This is a genomic window from Nocardia sp. CA-135398, assembly GCF_050955845.1.
Lineage (GTDB): Bacteria > Actinomycetota > Actinomycetes > Mycobacteriales > Mycobacteriaceae > Nocardia.
This window is the reverse complement of sequence record NZ_CP192084.1, coordinates 3,932,757-3,954,183: the sequence shown is the minus strand read 5'-3', so window position 1 is coordinate 3,954,183 and position 21,427 is coordinate 3,932,757. Positions and strand designations below refer to the sequence as shown.

Genomic DNA, 21,427 nt, shown 5'->3' with positions numbered 1-21,427 from the left:
CCTGTCATGACCTATCGCGAAGCGCTGCGCGAAACCCTGCGCGAGGAGATGCGTCGCGATGACGACGTCCTGCTCATCGGGGAAGAGATCGGCGTCTTCGAGGGCTCCTACAAGATCACCGCCGGACTGCTCGCCGAATTCGGCGAAAAGCGGGTCCGCGATACCCCGATCGCCGAAGAGGGATTCGTCGGGGCGGCCATCGGCGCAGCCATGCTCGGCCTGCGCCCGGTCGTGGAACTCATGACGATCAACTTCTCCTTGCTGGCACTGGACCAGATCGTCAACCACGCCGCCAAGATCTACGGCATGTTCGGCGGACAGACCAGTGTCCCGATGGTGATCCGCACTCCCGGCGGCGGCGGCCAACAACTCGGCGCAACCCATTCGCAGAACATCGAGCTGTACTACGCGTTCGTGCCCGGACTGAAGGTCGTCGCGCCCAGCACTCCGGCCGACGCGCGGGCACTGCTGCGCGCCGCGATCGAGGACGACGACCCGGTGCTGTTCCTGGAGAACCTCGCCCTCTACAACACCAAAGGCGAAGTACCCGAGGATCTTCCGCCCGCCCCGATCGGCAAGGCGGCCATCACACGTACGGGCACCGACATCACCCTCATCGGTTACTCGCGCATGGCGACCATCGCCACCCAGGTCGCCGAACGCCTGGCCGCCGAGGGGATCTCGGCCGAGGTCATCGACCTGCGCAGCCTGCGCCCCTTGGACCGCGACACCATTGTCGACTCGGTACGCAAGACCGGCTGCGCCGTGGTGGCCGAAGACGACTGGCTCACCTACGGCATCGGCGCGGAAATCGCCGCCTCCATTTCCGACGGCGCCTTCGACTACCTCGACGCGCCGGTCCGGCGGGTCGCCGCCGCGGAAGTCCCGCTGCCCTACGCCAAAACCCTCGAACAGATCGCGCTGCCGTCCGCCGAATCCCTGTACACCGCCGCCGCGGAAACACTCGCGGCCGTCGGCCGACGCCGCTGAGAGGACATCACATGCCCGACATCATCATGCCCCGCCTCTCCGACACCATGGAAGAAGGCGTCGTCGTCGCCTGGCTCAAGCAGGTCGGCGACAAGATCAGCCGCGGCGATATCCTCGCCGAAATCGAAACCGATAAAGCACTGATGGAACTCGAGGCCTACGAGGACGGGGTCCTGGAGCAGATTCTGTTCGAGCCCGGCTCGCGGGTCCCGATCGGAAACACCATCGCGCTGATCGGTGACGGAACCGGATCCGCGACGGCCGTACCGAACCCTGCTGCCGAAAGCGCGGCATCGAATAATGCGGTGAAGGAAAAGAGCGCCGCGTCGAGAAGCCTTGGTACACAGGATAATCCGATCGCGGCGGCGGAAAATGCCTCCTCAGCGGTAGAGACCCGTAGGAAGTCCTCACCACTGGCGCGCAAGATCGCCCGTGAACTCGACGTCGACCTCGCCACCGTAACCGGTACCGGACCCGGCGGACGGATCACCCGCCAGGATGTCGAATCCGCTCACCGCACTGACGAATCCACTCCCGCCGCACCGCCGGTCGCCTCCTCGGCCCCGGTGGGCGACTACGACGAGATCCCGCTCAGCACTATCCAGCAGGTCTCGGCCAAACGCCTCACCGAGAGCAAACAGCAAGCCCCGCACATCTACTTGACCAGCGCCATCGACGTCACCGACCTGCTGGCCTTCCGCGCGGAGATCAACCGCACCCTCGAACAAGCAGGCAAAACCAAGGTCAGTGTCAACGATCTACTCGTCAAAGCGGTCGCCACCACACTGCGCACCGACCCCGCCGTCAATGTCTCCATCGCCGACGATAAACTCCTGCGCCACCGCGGAATTCACCTCGGCATCGCCGTCGCCACCCCCGCCGGACTCCTCGTCCCGGTGATCCGCGACGCCGACCGCAAACCCATCTCCGAAATCGCCACCGAAACCCGCGATAAAGCCGAACGCGCCCGTGACCGCAAACTCCGCGCCGACGAAATGAGCGGCGGCACCTTCACCATCTCCAACCTCGGCATGTTCGGTATCGAACAATTCACCGCCGTCATCAACCCACCCGAATCCGCCATCCTCGCTGTCGGCGCGGCCAAGGACGAACTACGCCTCGACAATTCCCAGGTCGTCACCCGCAGCATCCTGCGCGTCACCCTCTCCGCCGACCACCGAGCTATCGACGGCGCCACCGCCGCGCGGTTCCTCCAGCAGTTGACCGAACTCCTGGAACATCCCCTGCGCATCATCACCTGATGTGACGGGCCTTCGCGCCAGGTCGCGGCTACCACATCAGATTAGTTGCCCAAGGCAACTAGTCCGCGCTCCCGAGTGGGGACAAGTCGGACGAATGTCACGTGCCCTTGGAGGAACCTACAAACGCAACGGGATGAACTCGGTCATATTTCGGATTTATCGTTCCTAGCTGCACCTCTGGACGAAACGGTGTACTAGCCGCGATGCAATGCCATGTCGCAATCCAGTTTCCGGGTTGGCCGCCCTTGCACTACCGGGCAGAGTCCCTGGCGGCGCACACCTTCGCGAGGGCCATCTACGCACTGCGACTGGCGACGGTTCTGATCGACCGGGATATGCGCGAAGCTCTGCGGCCCCTCCCTTGTCATCGACTCTGGGTCTGAGCAGCCGTGCGGCCTGACGCTACGACAGAAGACGTCCGGCTGCGTCGACAACGGGCGTCTCGGCTGCTGCGCGTGGGGAGAAATTGTCCGCACCGTGCAGCCACGGTTTGGTCGTGCTGAAGAAGATCGAGGTGTTCAGGACAACCAGCAGCAGGCACAGCGGCGGAACCGCGCCCACGGCCGCTTTCGCGATCAGCGGAAGCTCACCGGGATCCGTTGCGTTGAACGCGTTGCCGACCACGGCGGCCGCGACACCGCCGAGCAGCAGAATCCCGAAATACAGTCGGATGATTCCGGTCCGGTACGGCAACGTTCCGACCATCACGTAGCAGTACGCGATCTGAAATACCGTGAGGCCCACGACAATCGGCCAGAGCCACGCGATGATCGGTGGCGTTCCGGCCAACCGTGCCAGATGGTGTCCGAACATGAAGGATGCGACCGCCGCCAGTGCGATCAGGACCGAGGCGCACACAATAGCGACTCGGTTGACGCAGAGCCGCTCCGTCCATGGATTCATCCGTTCCTCCGAAGTGAGAAAGCGTGTGAGTGAGGGGAATTCGTCGCCGTCGACAGGCAATCCAGCTGTTGCGGCCGAATCGCTTCGCCGTTACGCGGATAGCTGTATCGGCGAGCGAGCTCGCCGCACCGCCGACGCGGGCAGCCGGCCGGTTGTGTAGCAAGTTCGGCAACAACGAGCGACGATCGCACTGATCACAACGGGCCCTTCGGGTCTTGTCTCTCCTCGGTGCAGCTTCGGCTCGCCCAGTATGCCCTCGCCATCACGCCGACACGCGGAATACCCGCATCCACTGGATCGCGATCGGATGAATCACTTTCGGGGACTCGATGGCTCGAGTGCACGCTCCTGTGACAGCCGGTTCGCGGGAGCGTGGGGTTCGGCGCATATCGCGTCCAGTGCGGTGGTCATGGCGGTGACGATGGACTCGATTGTCGATCGATCGAAAAGTTCGGCGGCATAAACTATTTCGCCGCGGATTCCGGCGCATTGTCCGTCGGGATGGTATTCCTCCCGCAGGTTCAGCAAAAGCTCGAACGGGGTTCGGGGCACCGCTACCGGCCGGTGCCGGATCGCCAATCCGTCTGGGGCCGAGTCGGTGTCGAATCCGCGCAGATAGGTCACCATCACCTGGAACAGCGGATGATGGGTTCGGGAGCGGCGCGGGTTCACCAGCTCGACAAGGTGATCGAAGGGGAACTCTTTGTTCTCGTACGCGCCGAGGACACGCTCGCGGACCTGATGAACGAGTTCGCGATAAGTGGGCGCGCCCGACAGGTCGAGGCGCACTACCGCCGTGTCGACCACGCATCCGACGAGATCCTGCAGCCCGTCCGAATCGCGTCCGCTCAAGGCCACCCCGATGGGCAGGTCGGTGCCCGCACCATGACCGTGCAGGGCTATCGCCAGCGCGGTGTGTACCAGCATGTAGATGCTCACCCGGCAGTCGAGGGCGGTCCCCGCGAGCCTGCGATGGGTTTCGTGGTCGACGAGAACGGGCACCGCGGCCGCCGCGTTCGTCCGCCGCTCGGCGCGGGGACGGTCGACGGGAAGTATCGGCTGTTCCGGTACGCCGTCGAGCATGCTGCGCCAGTACCGCGTCTGCTGCTCGAGCACGTCGGAATCCGGGCCGAGCAGCTGCCTCAGCCACCCGGCGTAGTCCGCGAATTGTGTTGCCGTACTGGACCATTGCGGTATCTGACCAGCCACTCGAGCTCCGTAGGCGGTCAGGAAATCACGCTGGAGAATGCCCATGGATTCGCCGTCTCCGGCAATGTGGTGGACCACCCCGAACAAGACGTGGTGCTCGCGGCCCAATCGGTACAGGCGGGTTCGCAGCGGCGGCTGCGCCGTCAGGTCGAAACCGCGCAGCATCTCCGATTCCATTGCCCGGTCGACACTTTCGATACCGTCGGCGTCGACGATGCGGAAATCCGGCTGCGCCGACCCGATCGGCAGAATCCGCTGCACCGGACTGTCCACCGCATAGGGCAACACGGTGCGCAGGATTTCGTGCCGGGCGACCAGATCGTCGATGGCCGCCTGAACCGCCGACGCGTCGAGCGGTCCACGGATGTCGAGAGCGGTCGCGATCAGGTAGTCGGGTTGCTGCCCGCCGAGATAGTTCACCGTCCACAGGCGCAGCTGGGCGGGCGACAGCGGGATCGGGTCGGTGCGGGGGGCATGCGCGAAGCCCGGCCGGGCAGTCCCCGTGCCGTGCCCGCGCCGATCGAGCGTCTGCTCCAGTGCGGCAATGGTCGGTGACTCGAACAGATCGCGCAGCGAGACCTCGACGCCGAGTGTCGACCGGAGTGCGGCGACAACGCGAATCGCGGACAGCGAATTTCCACCGTGTGCGAAGAAGTCGTCGGTTACCCCTAGCGCCCGGCCGCCGAGCGCCTGCGCGACGGCTGCCGCGATGACCTGCTGACGGGGCGTTCGGACCGGAGCGGGAGCAGCGGCGGGCAGCATCGGGAGCGCGCCGATATCGACCTTGCCCGTGCTGGTCAACGGCAGTTCGTCGACCCGCACGATCACCGACGGCACCAGGTAGGAGGGCAAGCTCGCGGCCAGCCGGGTGCGCAGCTCCGCGGTGTCGAAAGCGTCGCGCCCGACGACGTGCGCGACCAGCGACTGACCGCCACCGGACCGCCGCACAGTGACTATTGCCGCGGCAATGCCGGGCTCGCGTCGAATCGCCGCTTCCACCTCACCGGGTTCGACCCGGAATCCATTGATCTTCAATTGCCGGTCGGCGCGGCCGAGGAAGTGCAGCAGACCGGCCGCGTCCCAACGGCCGAGGTCACCCGTGCGGTACATCCGGGCGCCGGGCGGTCCGTACGAGTCGGCCACGAACCGCTCCGAGGTGCGGGCCGGGGCCCGGTGGTAGCCGTTGGCGAGCCCAGCACCGGACAGGTAGATCTCCCCGGACACGCCGACGGGTACCGGTCGCAGCGCCGAATCGAGCACCATGACCCGTGTGTTGTCGGCCGGACGTCCGATCGGGACGGGCAGTTCGGGTGACGCGTCGTCGGGAATCGAGAAGGTCACCGCGAAGCTGGTCGCCTCGACCGGGCCGTACAGATTCCGCACCGCAGGTGGGTGCTCGCCCCGGCGCACCGCCACCGCGGCCCGCGGCGACAGCACGTCCCCGGCGACCGCGAGTTTCGACAAGCGGGCGAGCTCGTCCGGAGCTTGCTCCGCCAGCAGGTGAAACAGGCCCGCCGACAACAGCATCGACGTGACACGGCCCGCGCGCAGCAGGTGCGTGTAGTCATGGACATCGAGCACGCCGGGCCGCGCGAGCACCACGGTGCGACCGGTCAGCAGCGGCAGCCACAGCTCGTAGACCACCATGTCCCAGGTGTGCGGCAGATGCATCAGCACCCGTTCGTGCCCGTCGCCGTGGCCGACGCGATCGCGCGCTCTGGCCACGATATTGCGATGGGTCACCTCGACGCCCTTCGGCGCTCCGGTCGACCCGGAGGTGAACATGAGCGTCGCGACCGTGTCGGGGGCGATGGCGATACCGAGGTCACTGTCGTCGTCGGTCGCGGTGGCCGCGCCGTCGAGATCGTCGAGCACCAATTCGGTTCGGGTGAAACGCAGCAGACGCCGCACGTGTGCGGGCGGATAGCGGTCGCTGAGCGGTACACACACCGAACCCAGTTTGTAGACGGCGAGAAAGGCGACCACCAGATCGACCGAGCGCGGCAGCGCTATGCCGATCGGTACCCCTGGTCCGGCGCCGCGATCCCGCAGCCACCTGGCGACACGATTGGCACGGGCGTTCAAGTCCGCGTAGGTGATCTCCACGCCGTCGGACCAGATCGCGACACGCTGCGGGCACCGGCGCACCACCGACTCGAAATAGTCTGCGATGCTGGCATTTTCGATATCGGTGCGCATGCCGCGTCCGGCGGCGATGAGCTCGTTCCGGCGCGCGGGCTCGACCAGGACGATTCGCCCGACCAGCGGCTGCTGCGCCGCGGCGAGCGCCTCGCAGGCGGCCAGAATCCGCGACCACAGGTCGTCCGCGTCGGCGAGGCAATCGATGCGGGCGAGCTGCATACCGATCCGGAATGTCAACTCATCGCTGCCGGGGACGATGACCACTGTCAGCGGAAAATGCGTGCCACCACGGACTTCGACGTTCGCGACCGAGAAGTCCGCGTCCGGGTCGTCGAGCAGGCCGGTGTCCACCGGGAAGTTCTCGAAGACGAGCGAGGTGTCGAAAAGGTCGGTCTCCCCCACCGCGGACACGATGTCGGTCAGTCCGAGATGGTCGTGCTCCATCAGTTCCGCGCGCCCGGTCTGGATCCGCGCGGCCAGGTCGAGTGGGGACTCTCCCGGAACCAATCGCACTCGCAGGGGGACGGTGTTCATGAGCAACCCGACAACCTTTTCCATCTCGGCGCCCGCACGGCCGGACACCGTGATGCCGAAGACGACGTCATCACCGCCGGTCAGATTCGACAGCACCAGCGCCCACATGGCCTGCATCAGCGAGTTGAGCGTCAACCCGCGTTCGGCGGCCCGTTCACGCAGCGCGGTGACCGTGGCTTCCGGCATGCGGAAGGTGTGGTCTTCGGGCCGCTGCCAGCGCTGCCGATCGGCCCGTGCCACCTTGCTCGGTTCGGCGCCGACGAGCGCCCGCGCCCAGGCCCGGCGGGCGCTGTCGCGGTCCTGCGCCGCGGACCATTCCAGAAACCGGTGAAACGGTGTCGCGGGCGGCAGCTCGATGCCGCGGTAGCCGAACAGCAGCTCGCGCAACAGGATTCCCACCGACCAGCCGTCGAGCAGCGCGTGGTGGTGTGTGAGCACCAATGTGAAGCGTCGAACCTCGGTGCGGATCAACGTGAGCGTGAGCAGCGGTGCCACGAGCGGGTCGATCCGGGCGTCCGCTATGCGCAACAGGTTGACAGCGGACTTCCGCTCGCCACCGGTGGTCGCGACGAGATCAACGACACGCCAAGGCAATTCGACATCTTCGCGAATCTCGTACCGCGGCTGCTCGCTGTCGTCGACAACGAAGCGGCCGATCAGATGCGGGTGCCGCGAGAGCACGGATCGCAGGGCGGCGCGTAGCCGATCCGCGTCGACCTCGCCGTCCAACTCCAATGCGAACTGGACGAGATAGGGGTCGTCGCCGTCGCCGCCGTCGTAGAGGGAGTGGAACAGCAGGCCGGACTGCAATGGTGTCGCGGGCAGGAACCGGTGGCCATCGCTCGTCGCGGCCGGGGTGATCGCGACCGCGGGCGCGGCGACCGGCCGGGCCGTACGCGCGAGCGCGCGCACCGTCTGCTGCTCGAACACTGCTCGCGGCGAGATGGCGAGCCCGGCCGCGCGCGCCCGATCCGCCAGCCGCACAGCCAGAATGCTGTCACCACCGGAGGCGAAGAAGCCGTCGTCGATGCCGATGCCGTCGTCTCCGAGCACATCGACGACGAGCGCGTGCAGCCGCGCCTCGATATCGGTGCTCGGTGGTGCGCCGACGACGCGTGCGGCGCCGTTCGTGGCGATGGCGCGCAGCCGCCGTTCGTCGATCTTGCCGTTGGGTGTCATCGGGATGGTGTCGACCGCCATGATGGCGGATGGAATCGCATGCGCGGGAAGCAGTTCGGCGATGCCGGTGCGAACGGTGTCGACATCGACCCCGTTCCCGGTGACGAAAGCGACGAGCCTGCGGTCACCGGGGTGGTACTCGACGGTGAGAACCGCAGCCGCACGTACGACTGGTTGCCCGCACAGGGCCGCCTCGACCTCACCGGGCTCGATCCGGAAGCCACGCACCTTCACCTGCCGGTCGGCCCGGCCGAGGTATTCGAGCGTGCCGGTGGTGGTCCATCGCGCCGTATCCCCGCTGCGATACATGACGCTGCCGGGCGCGCCGAACGGATCGGCGACGAAACGTTCCGCGGTGCGGCCAGGTCGGCGCAGGTATCCCATGGCGACGCCGGGTCCGGCGACGTAGAGCTCGCCCGGGATGTCCGGCGGGCACGGACACAGCGTGGCGTCGAGCACGTATACGGACTGGCCCGGCAACGGTGTGCCGATGTCGCCCGCCGACGGGTTGCTTAGCAAGGGCGTTCCGGTGGTGAGCACCGTCGTCTCGGTGATGCCGTACATATTGACCAGACGCGGCCGCCGCGGATCGCGTCGCGACCACCACGCGGCCAGCCGCCACGGCTCCACCGGTTCGCCGCCGAAGATCACATGGCGCAGCGACAGCTCCTCGCTCGCGGCGGGCCGGGCCGCCAGGGCGTCGACCAGCATCCCGAATGCGGACGGCGTCTGGTTGAGCACCGTAACCCGTTGCGCCACCAGCAGATCCAGGAAATCACTCGGCGAGCGCGCCACCTCGGCGTCGACGACTACGAGCTTGCCGCCCTGGCACAGCGCACCCCAGATCTCCCACACCGAGAAGTCGAATGCGGTGGAGTGGAACAGGGTCCACACATCGTCGGCGCCGAAGCCGAACCACTGTTGTGCCGATGTGAGCAGTGCTACGACGTTCGCGTGCGTGACCACCACGCCCTTGGGCCGATCGGTGGTGCCTGAGGTGTGGATGACATAGGCGGGGTGCCGCCCCGACGGGCGGGCCGCGGGCTCGGCCGGTATGCCCCGTGGTGGGTCACCGATTCGCAGGACGGGCACCGTCGCAAGCGAATCCGGCAGGGCGACTTCGCCTCCGGTGACGATCAGCGTGGGGACCGCATCGGCGACGATGGCCCGCAGCCGCTGCTCTGGATAGCCGGAGTCCAGCGGAACGTAGGCGGCGCCGGTCCGCAGCACGGCGACCACGGCGACCACGAGATCTAGGGATCGGGGCACCGCGAGGGCCACGAATTCCCCTGCGCCCACACCGTATCCGGCAATCAGCTCCGCCAGCCTCCGCGAATGCCCGTCCAGTTCGGCATAGGTCAGCGACTCCGCACCGCAGACGACGGCGGTGGCGTCGGCGCGTTCGGTGACGGTCCGCTCGAACCAGTCGACGAGCGTCTCGGGCCTTTCCGCGGCAGCGGTGGGCGCCGCTGGATCTTCTGGGAAGGTTCGAAGCGCGGGCTCCGGCGGTGTTCGGTGCGGCGGTGTTCGCGGTACAGAATCCGGCGGGACCGCCGATCCCTGGCCCGCCGATGTTCGTAGGCGACCGACCGGACGATCCTCCGGGGCTGCGGCGATGGCCGCGATCGTCTCGGCGAGCCGTCGATGGTGCGCGGCCAGGTCGCGCTCGGAGTATCGGAGCGTGCTGGATTCCAGCACGAGGGGCAGGACCGGCTCGCCGTTGTCGTATACGCCGATCGTCAGGTCGTCGGAGCGGCCTGCCGAAAGATGGCGCAGCGTAGCCGTTTCGGTGCCGAAGCGGAGGTCCTTCTGCATGGGCAACACATTGATGGTGGGGCCGACGATACCGCCCCCGCCACCGCCCGCCCTGAGGTCGGCGAGCATATCGGCCTGCTGGTACCGCTGGTGGCGCAGGATGACCAGGGATTCGGCACGCACCGCACCGACGAGTTCGCCGACGGACGCGGACGGGTCGACCGGTATGCGCAGCGGCACGACATTCGCGGTGACACCGAGGGCGGTGCGGGACCGTTTCGCGGGCACGGCGAGGCCGAGCGTGACCATGCGCGCGCCCGAATCCGCGTGCAGCAATAATGCGATCGCGGCGAAAACCCAGGCGGGCCATGCGGTTCCGGATGCGTCCGCCCGGGCTCGGAGGGTATGCCATACCGGTGCGTCGAGCGCTCCGGCCTGCCTGATGTAGCGGGGCCCGTCGGCCGTCGCCGGGATCCCGGCGAACAGCGGCGCATCGTCGGGTCCGGGAATCGCGAGCCGTTGCGCCCAGAACCGCCGATCGTCGGCGAACCGGGCCGAGGCGCGGTAGCGAATGTCCTCCGCTACCAGGGCTTGCACCCGGTCGAACACCGATTCCGGCACCGGCCGACCGGCGACGAGCGCGGTGTAGGTGTCGGCGACCCGTTTGATCATGGCGGCCGAGGCGGCACCGTCGAGAACCGCGTGATGCGACCTGACGAACCACGCGGTGCCCTCGGTGCCCAGATCGATCAGATGGTGTTCGAACAGCGGGGCGCGGCGCAGGTCGAAGGGCCGGTCGAGCGCGGCGTACATGAAACGCACCGCCTCCCTGCGCGGGTCGGCCGCATCGCGAAAACTGCTGCGGTGCAAGGGCCAGTCGGCCGCGTCCTCGAGGATCTGGACGACCTCGCCCTCGGCATCGGTATCGAACCGCACCCGCATCGTCTCGGCGCCCGCGACAACGATGCGCAGCGCCCGCTCGAACGCGGCCTCGTCGAGCGCGCCGTGGATGTGCACGTATCCGCCGACCACGAACCGGCGCCCGGTGTCGTCGAGTTGCTGGGCGACCCAGACGTGTCGCTGAGCTCTGGTCAGCGGCCAGCTCGATGTCATCGCAGCTCCTCGACGGCGGCGTCGGGGTTTCGCACGAACGCGGCGAGCAGGTCGCGCAGTTCGACGCCGAGCGCGGCCACCCGTGTTTCGTCGAAAAGGTCACGCAGGTAACCGAATCGGATGGTCAGTGAGTTTCCTGGAGCGATGGTGAGCGTCAGCGGATAGTGCGTGGCGTCGTGCAGTTCGACGCCGCTGCCTGTGACGCCGGCGACCGTGGCGGCCACGGCGGCGAGCTGCTCGGTGTCGACCGGATAGGACTCGTATGCCAGTGCCGTGTCGAACAGGGCGTCGCGCAGCCCGGCGGCGGCATGGATCTCGGTAAGCCCGAGCTGGTGGTGCTCGATCAATTCCGCCTGCTCGGCCTGTACGGCACGCATGAGCGCCACCGCTGGCATGTCCGCGGCGAAGCGTACCCGCACCGGCACGGTGTTGATACACAGTCCGACAATCGATTCGACGCCGGGCAGCGCGGCCGGACGACCCGAAACGATCGCGCCGAACACCACGTCCGCACGGCCGAGCCTGCGCCCCAACAGGATTGCCCAGGCGACCTGTAGCACGGTATTGACCGTGATCCCGAGTCGCATCGAGGTCGTGCCGAGCGCGGCGGTGGCGTCCGGGGCGAGCGCCCAGCGGTATTCGGCGGCTGTTGCGGTGATCTTCCGGTTGCGGCTAGCCGGGGCGACCAGTGTCGGCGCGGATACGCCGTCCAGCGCTCGCCGCCATGCCGCCGCAGACGCCGTCGCGTCGCGGTCGTGGTTCCACGCGAGATAGGCGCGGAACGATCCACCGGGCGGCGGCAGTGGATCGTCGGAGGCATAGAGCGCCATGAGATCTCGCATCAGCAGGGGCACCGACCAGCCGTCCAGCAGGATGTGATGGTAAGTCGCGATCAACACGTGTACCGAGTCCGCGACGTGGGCGAGGGTGAATCGCATCAGCGGCGGCCTGGCCGGGTCGAACCAGTGGGCACGGTCCCGGTCGAGCAGTTCGGACAGTTCGCCTTCGGCACGCAGATCCACCTCGCGCCACGGGAGTTCGACCGTCTCCGGAACCACCTGCCGGGGTGTGCCCGTGCTGTCGGCCATGAATGCCGCGCGCAGATTCGGATACCGCCGCAGCATTTCCTGCGCGGACCGGCGCAGCCGATCGCCGTCCACTGCCCCGCCGATGCGCAGCACCGCCTGCACGTTGTAGACGTCGACCGCGGTGCGACCGGCAGCTAGCGGCTCGGCGAGCATCGCGTGCAGGTACAGGCCAGGTTGCAGCGGCGCGAGCGGCCACACATCGGTGAGCCGTCCATAGCTGCGCTCCCACCGTGCGATGTCGGCGCCGCTCACCCGGACCAGTGGGAAGTCCGAGGGCGTGTGCCCGCCCGCGTGCGCGGTCCGGGCGTGGGCGGTGATCGCGCCGAGCGCGCGCACCCACAGGTCGGCCAGCTCCGACACTTCGGCGGCGTCGAGAAGTGTTTCGGGATAAGCGAATCCGGCACGGAGTCGGGAGCCGGTCACGATCGCGTTGATATCGATCACAGCGGCCGCGGGCAGGTCGGGGTCCGGATCGGCTGGCGTGGTGAGCACTTCGGCACCGCGCTCGTCGACGCGTCCGAGGTAGTTGAAGCCGATCTGCCCTGGCATCGGTCCCGGCAGCAGTTCCGCGGTATCGGGGTTCAGATAGCGCAGCAATCCGTAGCCGATCCCGTGATCGGGGATGGCGCGCAATTGTTCCTTGACCGCCTTGATCGCAGTCCCGGCCGCATCGGTACCGGACAGTGCCGCCGTGGCGTCGATATCGGTGAGGTCCAACCGAACCGGGTAGACCGAGGTGAACCAGCCCACCGTGCGGGACAGGTCCGCGCCGGGCGCGATCTGCTCCTCGCGGCCGTGGCCCTCCAGCCGGAGCAGGGCTACTGGTGCGTTCTCGCCCCGCCGCGCCCGCCACATGAGCAGCGCGACGGCCAGCGCGGAGATCAGGATCTCGTCGACACCGGCGTGGAATAGACCGGGTACGGTTCGCACGAGCGCCTCGGTGACCGTCTCGTCCACGGTGACGTCTACCGTCGCGATGCGCGATGCGACATCGATGCCGGAATCGAGCGGCCGCGACCCAAGCAGCGGATCCGGTGTCGCGCAGATACGCCGCCACAGACCGAGTTCGGCGATCCGGCTGGGATCACGTGCCGCGTCGACGAGTGCGTGCGACCAGCGGCGCATCGAAGTGCCGGGCGGATCCAGTTGCGGCGGTGCGCCCTTCGCGCTCGCCTGGATGGCCACGAGCAGGTCGGGAATGAGGATTCGCCATGACACACCGTCCACCGCGATGTGGTGTGCGCAGACGATCAGTCGGCTGGGCACCCCCGGGTGCCGCGGATCCAGCCAGACGAACTGCACCACGATGCCGTTCGCCGGGTCGAGTCGGTCGAGCGCGGCGTCGACCTCCGCGGCGGCGACCGCCTGCGGGGTGGCGGCGTCATCGATGTCGTACCGGCGCAACAGCTCCGCCGGGTCGACCGTACCCGGCGGGGAGGTCTCCAGCCGCCACTCCCCGCTATCGTCGCGGAACAGCCGACTGCGCAGCATGTCGTGCCGGTCGACGACCGCCGTGACGGCGGATGCCAGGGTGTCGTGGTCGATGCCGACGGGAAGCTCGACGGTGAGGGTCTGGTTGACGCGGCGGAAGCTGCCGCCGCGTTCGGTCAACCAGCGCACGACCGGTGTGAGTGGGAGCTCGCCGACCCCGCCGCCAGGCAGTTCCGGCAGGCGTGGCACCCCTGCGCCGGAATCCACCGTTCGTGCCGCGGCGGCGATCGCGGCCACCGTGCGGTGTTCGAAGACGTCTTTCGGCGTGATGTGCAGGCCCCTGGCCCGTGCCCGGGAGGCGAGCTGAATCGAGATGATGCTGTCCCCGCCGAGCGCGAAGAAGGAGTCGTCCACACCCGCTCGGTCGACACCGAGCACCTCGGCGAACACGTCGGCTATCGCCCACTCGGCCGGGGTGCGCGGCGCCTGCGCCGACCGCGGCCGGAAGACCGGATCGGGCAGCGCCGCACGATCCAGTTTGCCGTTGGGGGTCAGCGGCAGTGTATCGATCACCACGATGGCTGCGGGCCGCATGTAGGGCGGAACACGCTGCGCGACATGCGTTTCCAGCGCCACCGGGTCCAGTGTCGAATCCGGCATGGGAGCCGCGTACGCGATCAGTCGCGGCCCCTCGGCGCGGGCCACGACGGCGGCCTGCGCCACCGAATCGTGTTCGAGCAGCGCGGCCTCGATCTCACCCGGTTCGATCCGGTAGCCGCGGATCTTCACCTGTTCGTCGCCGCGCCCGAGGTATTCGAGGTGTCCGTCGGTGTTCCAGCGCGCCAGGTCGCCGGTGCGGTACATGCGGGCGCCGGGCGCTCCGAGCGGGTCGGCCACATAGCGGCCCGCGGTCGTCGCCGGGCGCGCGTGATAGCCGCGGGCGAGCTGGTGCCCGACGAGGTAGATTTCGCCCGCCGCACCGACCGGTGCCGGACGCAGCCGCGAATCCAGGACGCGGACCGTCATTCCCGGTAGGCCGCGACCGATCACACTTGCCCGCGCCGACCCTGCCGCTTCGCGATCCACCGCGTGGTGCGTGGCATGCACCGTCGCTTCGGTGATGCCGTACAGATTCCAGATCCGCGTGTGGTCGGCCGGGCGGGCGTCGTACCACGCGCGCAGCCTGCGCAGGTCGAGGGCCTCGCCGCCGAGCACGATGTGCCGCAGTGCGGGACCGACGGCACGGCTGTCGTTGTCGAGCAGCGTGTAGAACCCCGACGGTGTCTGGCTGAGCACCGTAATCCCTTCCCGCGCAAGCAGTTCACCGAACTGCAGCGGCGAGCGCGTCAGGTCGGCGTGCACGATGACGAGCGTGCCGCCGGTCGCGAGCGCGCCCCACATCTCCCATGCCGAGAAGTCGAAGGCGGGCGAGTGGAACATCGTCCATACGTCGTTGTGGTCGACATCGAGTAGCGAGGTTGTGGCGGCGAGCATCGCGACGACATTGCGGTGCGTCACGCATACGCCTTTCGGCCTGCCGGTCGAACCGGAGGTGTACAGCACGTAGGCGGCGTTGTCCGGATTGGGCGACGCGGGTGCGATATCGGACGGCGCCAGACCGTCCGCACCGAGCACGAGGCACGGCAGCTCACCGCTGGGCAGCGCGGCCCGGTCGGCCTCCGTGGTGACCACGCAGTCCGGATTCGTCTCGGCGAGAACGAATTCCAGGCGCCGCGCCGGATTGTCGAGATCGAGCGGTAGGTAGCCCGCCCCGGACCGCAACACGCCGAGCATCGCCACGATCAACTCGACGGAACGCGAAACAGCCACCGCCACAATCGATTCGGTCCGGATCCTGCGGGCGGCAAGGGCGCGCGACAGCTCGGCGGAGGCATGGTCGAGCTCACGGTAGGTCAATGCGCGGGCCCCGTCTCGGATGGCGATCCCGTCGGGTCGAGCGGCCGCCTGCGCCAGGAAGAGGTCGACGAGGGTGGCCTCGGGCACCTCCGCGGGCCGCTGCCAGCGCTCCAGCACCAGATTTCGTTCCGCCGCACCGAGCGGATCGATATCGGCGACCGCGATATCCGGATTCTCGGCGATCGCCAGCAGCACCCGCACCAAGCGCTCACCCAGCCTGGTAACGATCCCCTCGTCGAGCAGGTCCGGACGCCAGCCTGCCAGGATGTGCAGTCGGTCGCGCTGCCGGACGGTCAGCGTCAGCGCGTAGTGGGTCGCCTCCCGGGAGCGCAACCCGGTGATGGCCATGCCGGCGCCGGTGGCGGCGGCCGCGCGCAGCCGCGCCACATCGAACGGATACGACTCGACAACCAGTAGCGTGTCGAACAGCCCGCGCTCACCGACATCGCCGTGCGAAACGATGTCGGACAGACCAATGTGGTGGTGCGCCGACAGCGCGAATTGTTCCCGCTGCACCCGGCGCAGCAGCGATCCCACGGTTTCGTCCGGAGCCAGCCGAACCCGCACGGGGACGGTATTGATGAACAATCCGACCATGGATTCGACGCCCACGAGGTCGGCGGGACGACCCGATACGGTGGTACCGAAAACGACGTCCGCCCGATCGGTCATGCGCGCCAGCAGGATTGCCCACGCGGCCTGCAGCACGGTGTTCACCGTCACCTCGAGGTCGGTCGCGAGGCGGGAAAGCCGTTGTGTCCGTGCCTCGTCCAGGGTGATCTCGTGCTCCAGGGGCAAAGCGGCCGGTGCGTGCACGGGTGCGTCGCCCGCCAGCAGTGTCGGCTCCCGCAGCTCCGAGAGCATCTCCGTCCAGGCTTTCAGTGATACCGACTTGTCCTGTCGGGCAAGCCATTCCACGTACTGGCGATAGGGACGCGGCGATGCGGCGGCGACACCGGCATATCCGGCGACGATCTCGCGCAGCAGCAGCGGTATGGACCAGCCGTCGAGCAGCAGATGGTGATAGGTGACGACCAGCTGGGTGCGACCAGCGCCGACACGGGCCAGCAGGAACCGCAGCAGCGGCGGCCGCGCGAGATCGAACGGCGTCGCGCGTTCGGTGTCGAGCACGCGGTCGAGGTCCCCGGCCGGTGCCTGGGCCAGGTCCACCTCGCGCCACGGCAGTGCCACGTCTTCGGCAACGAGCTGGATGGGCGACCCGCTTCGGTCGACGACGAATGCGGCGCGCAGGTTCGGGTGCCGCTCGAGCACGGCCGCCGCGGCCGACCGCAGCCGGACGGCGTCGACGGCGCCGTCCAGGGTCAGCACCAATTGCACCGTGTAGACGTCCACCGCGCCGGGATCGAACATGGCGTGGAACATCATTCCGGCCTGCAGCGGCGAGACCGGCCACACCTCGGTCAGCGCGGGATACCGTGCCTCCCAGGTCTCGATATCCCCCTGATCGAGGGTGACGAGCGGGAAATCGGACGGGGTGTGCCCGCCGCGCGTGCGCGGATCCCGCGCATGCCGCGCGAGGGCGGCCAACGCATCGCGCCACAGTTGCATCAGCTCCCCGCCCGCCGCGTCGGTGAACAGTGTGCGCGCGTAGCCGATGCTGGTCCTGAGCCGGTTGCCGAGGACGATGGAATCGACTTCGATGGCGCCGAGCGCACCGCGCCGGGCGTCGGGCCGGATCGGCAGCATGGCGTAGTCGGGTGCGGGCAGCCAACCGATTCCGGCCAACTCCGCCGGGAGGTCGACACCGGTGATGTGTCCGAAGTAGTTGAACGAGATCTCCCCCGGCTCCTTGCGCGGCAATGCCGCCGCGGTGTCCTCGTTGAGATATCTGAGCAGGCCGTACCCGAAACCGTTGTGCGGTGCGGAACGCAGCTGTTCCTTGACGGCCTTGATCGCGGCGCCCATGGCTGGGCCGCCGGTGAAGGCGTCGTCGATATCGATCCCGGTCAGATCGAGCCGCGCCGGGACGATGGAGGTGAACCAGCCGGTGGTGCGGGACAGGTCCGCGCCCGGTACCGCGTCCTGCTCGCGGCCGTGGCCCTCGAGCCGCAACAGCACCGACCGCTCGCCTTCGCCGCGCCGCGACCGCCATCGGATGACCGCGAGCGCGAGTGCCGTCAACAGTGCGTCCGCCACCCGAGCGCGGTAGCGGCCGGGTATCGCGGTGATGAGCGCGGTGGTGTCATGTTCGTCGAGTTCGATCGGGGTGTGCGCCACATCGGCGGCGAAATCCCGGTGCGGGTCGAAGGGTCGGTCACCGAACGAGGGATCCGGCCCAGCGACGATTTCGCGCCAGAGCGGCAGTTCCGCGACTCTGGCCTCGTGCCGGGCGGCATCGACCAGCGCGTGTGCCCACGCCCGCATGGATGTGCCGCCGCCGGGCAGCGCGGGTGTGCTCCCCGCTGAGACGGCCGCCCACGCGGCGACGAAGTCGGGCAGCAGGATTCGCCAGGAGACGCCGTCGACGGCAATGTGGTGCGCGGCGATGATGAGCCGGCCGGGTGACGTGCGCTGTTCAGGGGTGAGCCAGACGAACCGCAGGACCGCGCCGGTCGCCGGGTCGATCCGGTCGACGGCGGCATTCAGTTCGGCGGTGGCCAGCGCCGCGAGCTCGGCGCCATCCAGGTCGGTGTCGTGGACGACATGGTCGATCAACGAGTCGACATCGACGCTGCCGGGCGGTGCGACGCTCAGATGCCACTCGCCGGTGTCATCGCGGTAGAGCCGCGACCGCAGCATGTCGTGGTGATCGACGACGGCGGAAATGGTGGAAACCATTGCGCCGCGGTCGATTCCGTCGGGTAGATCGAGCGTGATCGACTGGCAGAAGCGGTCGAAGTTGCCGCCGCGCTCGACCAGATAGCGAATCACCGGTGTGAGCGGCAGCTCCCCGACGCCACCGCCGGGCAACTCGGCGAGCCGCACTGTTTCCTCCGCGTCGGCGGCCTCGGCGATGGCCGCCAGACGCGCGACGGTGCGATGCTCGTACACCTCCTGTGCCGTCACCGCGATGCCGTGCGCCCGCGCGCGGGACACCAGCAGGATGGACATGATGCTGTCGCCGCCGAGAGCGAAGAAGGACTCGTCGACGCCGATGGTGTCGCGGCCGAGCACCTCGGCGAAGACGGCGGCGAGTTCGCGTTCGGTCTCGGTGCGCGGTGCCCGGAAGGGCACCGGCTCGAATTCGGGCGCGGGCAACGCTTTTCGGTCCACCTTGCCGGAGCGGTTCAGGGGCAGCTCGGTGAGCACGATGATCGACGAGGGCACCAGGTGCCGCGGCAGCACCTCGCTCAGCCGCTGCCGCACTGCCTGCGGGTCGATGCGGTGTCCGGCCGCAGCGGTGACGTAGGCGACCAGTCGATTGCCCTGGTGGACGGTCGCGACCGCCTGAGCGACGGACTCCTGCCCGGCGAGGACCGCCTCGATCTCGCCGAGTTCGATCCGGATACCGCGCAACTTCACCTGAAAATCACGGCGACCGAGGAACTCCAGCTCCCCGTTTCCGTTGGTGCGCACGATGTCGCCGGTGCGGTACAGCCGCCGTCCCGGATCACCGAACGGGTCGGCGACGAACCGCGTGGCGGTGCGTCCCTGACGTGCGAGGTAGCCGCGAGCGAGTGCGGTGCCGCCGAGATAGAGCTCGCCTGGTACGCCTGCCGGGACCGGCCGCAGGCAGGCGTCCAGCACATACGCACGCGTATCCCAGGACGGCGTGCCGATCGGGACCGTGTCGATGTCCTGCACACCGATCTCGTGCCGGGTGACGGCAACGGTTGCCTCGGTCGGGCCATAGAGGTTGTCGTATCGGGCGTCCGGCGCGACGGCGGGCAGCTGCACGGCGAGGGCGGGCGTCATCGCCTCCCCCGCGACGAGTACGCGGCGCACGCTCGCCGCGAACGGCTCAGCTACCGCGCGTCGGTGCGCGGCGAGCGTAGACGGTGTGAATTGCACTGTGGTGACGGCGTTCTCGGCGATCAGGCGCGCGAGCTCGACCGGATCGAGGTGCGCACCGGAGTCGTCGATCACGACCTGCGCCCCAGCGGTGAAGGGCCACAGCACCTCCCATGCCGACACGTCGAACGACAGCGCGGTCTTGCGCAGCACGACATCGGTGCCGTCGAGTCCGTGCGCGTGCTGCATCCAAGCGAGGTGTGTGCAGAGGGCGGCGTGCGTGACACCGACGCCCTTCGGCCGTCCGGTCGACCCCGACGTGAACAGCACGTACGCAAGGTTTTCCGGACGCAGCGGGGCGATCCGGTCGGCATCGGTCACCGTCGCGGGCGACTCGCCGGACAGGTCGAGTTCGTCGAGATGAAGCACCCGAGTGCCCGGTGGCGCGTCGAATCCGTCGCGCCGGGTCGTGAGCACGCACACCGGACGCGCGACATCGAGTAGGTAGGCGTGGCGATCGCGGGGGTGGTCGGGGTCGAGCGGCAGATAGGCGCCGCCGCTCGCCAGTGCCGCGTGTATCGCCGAGATCTGCTCTACCGATGGACCGATCGCCACGGCCACCACCTGCTCCGGTCCCACCCCGAGGCGGATCAGTCTGCGAGCCAAGCGATTCGACGCTTCATGCAGCTCCGCATAGGAGATGCAGCGACCGGTGCCGACGAGAGCGACGGCGTCCGGCGAGCGCGAAGCCTGGTTCGCGAGCAGGGCTGTCAGTGTCATCGGCGGGACATCAGAGCTGGTGCCCGCGAGGTATTCGATGTCATCGGGCCCGGTGAGGCCGATGCGGCCGATCGGCGTGCGTGGTGCGCGAGCGAGTCGATCCAGCAGCCGGACCACGCGGTCCCGATGCTCCTGCGCGGCAACGGCAATGCGCCAGCCGCCCGCGGCACGGTCGTCGACGCATACGGCGAGCCCGTCCCCCGGACCGAAAGAAGCGGTTATCGCGGATCCGCCCAGCCGGTCCAGCGCCGCATCGGCGAGCATCCGCACCGAGAGCGGCCACCGCCCGCGCACCGGCGATTCGGACCATGGCTCGTCGATATCGGCGATGTACCGGTGTCGCCGGGCCCGGCGCAGTTCCAGCCCCACCTGTTTGGCGATCGTGTCGAAGCTCGTGTGCGGCGGCACCGAAATCCGCAGCGGCACCGTGGTTTCGCCGTCGGCGACCGCGACCACATACTCGCTCGTCATGGTCAGCCGGGATCCGTACACGGCCAAAGCGGCCAGCACGACGGCGGCAGTGCCACCGCCGCTGGTCCGCGCGATCCTGGTGAGTTCCGTCGATGCCGCCACCTCGGTCCACAGCCCCGCGGTCACCGGAACCGGCCCGCTGCCCGCAGCGAGGGATTCGGGACGTGCCGCGGCGGCCAGGGACCGCGCCCAGTACGCGCGGTCGGCGGCCCACGCGCCCGACTCGCGATAACGGCGCTCGTTCTCGAGCCGGTCCGCGATCGCGCCGAACGGTGCGCTCGCGGGTGGATCCGAGCGCACCCCGTCCAGGATCTCGCGCACCCTGGCGACGATCGCGAGCATTCCGGGTTCGTCGTTGATCAGGCGGTGGTAGCGCTGGAACCAACCGAGCCGGTTGTCCGCGAGCCGGAACAGCACCTGCCGGTACAGCGGTCCATGGGCCATATCCAGCGTGCGCGACCGTTCCTCCGTGAGCCACGACGACACGAACCGGTCCGGATCGCTGCCGTCGCCCACGATCACCTCGGTCGGGACGGGCACGGTCTCGTACACCCGCACGCCGCTGTCATCACCGCGAAACACGTTGTGCAGCAGGTGACATTCCCCCATGACGGCATCGACGGCAGCTCGCAATGCCTCCGCGTCCACCGGGCCGCTCAGCTCGAGGTACAGGTCGAAACAGCGGTCACCGGCCGCGAGCGCCGCGCGTCGCGCGTCGCTCGGTACCCACGTGTGCATCGT

The 21,427-nt window shown here is 68.4% G+C and carries 5 protein-coding genes; 2 read left to right on the top strand and 3 right to left on the bottom strand.

Features of this window, described 5'->3' with window-relative positions; translation table 11 throughout:
* Positions 1-6 precede the first annotated feature (6 nt).
* Both ACQP1T_RS17285 and ACQP1T_RS17280 read left to right on the top strand, forming a co-directional pair.
* Positions 7-990 (top strand): alpha-ketoacid dehydrogenase subunit beta, encoded by a 984-nt coding sequence (locus ACQP1T_RS17285; RefSeq protein WP_433761493.1) that lies wholly within the window; start codon positions 7-9, stop codon positions 988-990.
* A gap of 11 nt (positions 991-1,001) precedes the next feature.
* A complete protein-coding gene (locus ACQP1T_RS17280; protein WP_433761492.1) occupies positions 1,002-2,252 on the top strand; it encodes a dihydrolipoamide acetyltransferase family protein in 1,251 nt (416 codons plus the stop codon).
* Between the two features lie 402 nt (positions 2,253-2,654).
* Here the strand turns inward: ACQP1T_RS17280 and ACQP1T_RS17275 are convergent, their stop codons facing one another.
* From ACQP1T_RS17275 to ACQP1T_RS17265, 3 genes are all read right to left on the bottom strand, one after another.
* Entirely contained in the window at positions 2,655-3,155 is a 501-nt protein-coding gene (locus ACQP1T_RS17275) for a hypothetical protein (protein WP_433761490.1), read from the bottom strand.
* Between the two features lie 312 nt (positions 3,156-3,467).
* Positions 3,468-11,087 carry an amino acid adenylation domain-containing protein gene (locus ACQP1T_RS17270; protein WP_433761488.1) on the bottom strand — a complete coding sequence of 2,540 codons (7,620 nt, stop codon included), beginning with the start codon at positions 11,085-11,087 and terminating at the stop codon, positions 3,468-3,470.
* Positions 11,084-21,424 (bottom strand): amino acid adenylation domain-containing protein, encoded by a 10,341-nt coding sequence (locus ACQP1T_RS17265; RefSeq protein WP_433761486.1) that lies wholly within the window; start codon positions 21,422-21,424, stop codon positions 11,084-11,086. Before ACQP1T_RS17265 ends, ACQP1T_RS17270 begins: the two co-directional genes overlap by 4 nt.
* Positions 21,425-21,427 lie beyond the last annotated feature (3 nt).